Raw genomic sequence first — 2,678 nt, forward strand, 5'->3', positions numbered from 1 at the left:
CCAAGCCCCATAACTACGGTGTAAAACATGATCGGAAAGTGCTGCAGCCAGCTTGGTTTTTCATCCTGCGTTTTCATATTTTTCCTTGTTTTTTCTAAATTTTACCCCAATTTTAGCGCAATTTCGGTGAGTTAGTCACGAAATAAATCAATGCTTAAAATATTTTGTAGCTAAATTTTATCACCGCGCTTTTACGTAAAAGAAAATATAATTAAGAAAAACCAAATTTAACCAAGGAGCGCGTATGTCGGGAGACGAGCTAAAAGATACACTAAAGCAACGGTTTACGTCTAAATTTACGCTTAGTGCGCAGGATGAAGAGGCGGTGTTAAAAAGCGCGACGCTAAAAAGCTTTAAAAAGGGTGAAAGGATATACCCAAAAGACAGCTGCCTTGGCTACGCGATCATCATAGGCGGGCGTGCGCGCGGGCTGGTTAGCACGAGTAATTTTAAAGAGATCACCGTCTTTAACCTACAAGACGGCGATAGCTGTATGCTGTGCGGCTTTTGTTCGCTAGGAGCGCTACAAGCGGAGATAAATTTACAAATCGAAGATGACGTGAGGATGATTTTGATACCAAGAGAGATCTTTAAGAGGCTACGCGAAAACTATCCGCAGGTGGCAAATCACGCGCTAGAGCTCATGGCTACGCGCTTTAGCTCGGCGATAACGGCGATGGATCAGACGCTGTTTTTGCCACTAACTAGGCGAATAATAAATTTCCTCGAGCAAAATGGCGCGAAAAACGGGCTAAAGATCACGCACGAACAGATCGCAAACGACATCGCTAGCGCGAGAGAGGCTGTATCAAGAGCGCTAAAAGAGATGCAGAAAAAGGGGCTCGTCGAGCTAAAACGCGGAGTCGTGACGTTAAGGTGACTTTGTTACATATTTAAATTTTAAAATGCGCTATGATTTGACAATAACTTCTAAAAGGAGCTTTTATGCAAAGCATCGACAGAAGAGGCGTCTTGAAAATTTTAGGCGCGGCGGGGCTAGCGGCGGCGGGAGTCGCAGGGGCTAGCAAGCTAAATGCGGGAGAAAATGCGGACATCCGCGCAAATATCCTAATAATCGGCGGCGGTCTAGGCGGCATCAGCCTGGCGGCGAAACTACGACGAGATATGCCAAACGCCGAACTAACGGTCCTGGATAAGGACGAGTACTTCTACTATCAGCCCGGCTTTACGCTCATCGCAGCCGGTCACTATCTGCCCGAAGACATAACCTACGAAAAATCAAATTTGATCCCAGACGGCGTAAAATGGATAAAGCAAAATGCCGCATCCATCGATTCAGGGGCAAATTCCGTCAAGCTAGAGGACGGGTCAAATTTGAACTACGACTACCTCGTGATAGCTAGCGGAGCGGAGTATGAGTTTGAGAGCGTAAAAGGACTTAGCGCCGACGATATCGGTAGCGACAACGTTACTTCTATCTACACGATCCCAGGCGCCGTTGCTATGTCCGGCATAATGAAAAAAGTCGGCAAAGAAGGCGGCAAGATAGTCTTTAGCGACAACAAAACACCGATGAAGTGTTCGGGCGCAAATAAAAAAGTAACGCTGCTAACCGAAGATATGGCGCGGAATTTAGGCAACAGAGACAAGCTTGATATCTCGATATACTCGGGTGCTCGGACTATATTTTCCGCTCCTGTTTATGCTAAAATGATAGAAGGGATGCTAGAGGAGCGAGACGTGAAGTATTTTACCTCGCATCAGCTGGTTGAGGTGGACAAAAGTGCTAATATAGCGGTATTTGAGCACGCTATGCCGTACCGCGAAAACGGCGAAAATAAACTCGCTAAAGAGCTAGTCGAAGTAAAATTTGACTACCTACACCTAGTGCCTCGCGTGAAGGCTTCTAAAATCTACGCCGATGCAGGGCTAAGCGTAGAAAAGGGTGATGTGGCAGGCAACTGGATTAGCCTCACGCGCGAGACGCTGCAACACTCGAAATTTAAAAATATATTTGCCATCGGCGACGTTTGCGGATTTCCCGCCGGTAAAACCGGAGCTAGTATACGCAAGATGTATCCAGTGCTGGCGCAAAATCTAGCCGACGTCATAAAAGGACGCGAACCAAGTGCTAGATACGGCGGCTACACCGCCTGCCCGCTACTAACGAAATTCGGCAAGGCGGTGATGGTGGAGTTTAACTGGACGGGCAAGCCCGAGCCTACGATAGCATGCATGGGCGCGACTCGCGAGAGCTACCTAAACTGGGCGATGAAGCTATATATGATGAAGCCGATGGTCATGCAAGGCATGATAAGAGGTCTAGCATAAAGGAGAGAAAATGCAAAACGTCGGGATTTTAGATAAAACTATCCGCCTAGTAATCGCTGCGGTTTGGATATACGCATTTGGGTTCGTCTGCGAGTGCTGGCTGTGGCTGGTCGGACTCGTGCCGCTACTGACGGCTGTTTACGGTTATTGTCCTCTTTATAAATTTTTTGGTATAAATACGTGTAAAAAATGTAAAAACAAAGAAAGGAAAACGCAATGCTAAGTAAAAAAACTAGGATAATAAGAGCGCTGATCGGACTAGCGATAATGATCGCGGGAGCCGTGTTTAGTAGCTGGTGGGGGCTGGTCGGACTGGTGCCCTTTATCGTGGGCGTCACGGGATTTTGCCCTGCTTGCTACTTTTTAAACCGCTGTTCGCTAAAGCG

General features: G+C 47.1%; 4 protein-coding genes. All 4 read left to right on the forward strand.

Features of this window, described 5'->3' with window-relative positions; genetic code table 11:
- Positions 1 to 244 precede the first annotated feature (244 nt).
- Positions 245 to 880 carry a Crp/Fnr family transcriptional regulator gene (locus tag Q0386_RS06345; RefSeq protein ID WP_299028686.1) on the forward strand — a complete coding sequence of 212 codons (636 nt, stop codon included), beginning with the start codon at positions 245 to 247 and terminating at the stop codon, positions 878 to 880.
- Between the two features lie 65 nt (positions 881 to 945).
- Positions 946 to 2,292 carry an FAD/NAD(P)-binding oxidoreductase gene (locus Q0386_RS06350; RefSeq protein ID WP_299028689.1) on the forward strand — a complete coding sequence of 449 codons (1,347 nt, stop codon included), beginning with the start codon at positions 946 to 948 and terminating at the stop codon, positions 2,290 to 2,292.
- Positions 2,293 to 2,302: 10 nt separating this feature from the next.
- Positions 2,303 to 2,515 (forward strand): DUF2892 domain-containing protein, encoded by a 213-nt coding sequence (locus Q0386_RS06355; protein WP_002949192.1) that lies wholly within the window; start codon positions 2,303 to 2,305, stop codon positions 2,513 to 2,515.
- The coding region (locus Q0386_RS10200) for a DUF2892 domain-containing protein (protein WP_009492563.1) at positions 2,509 to 2,678 on the forward strand (170 nt) is incomplete at its 3' end. The genes Q0386_RS06355 and Q0386_RS10200, both read left to right, overlap by 7 nt.

It is taken from the genome of uncultured Campylobacter sp., assembly GCF_938045625.1.
In the GTDB taxonomy this organism is placed as follows: domain Bacteria; phylum Campylobacterota; class Campylobacteria; order Campylobacterales; family Campylobacteraceae; genus Campylobacter_A.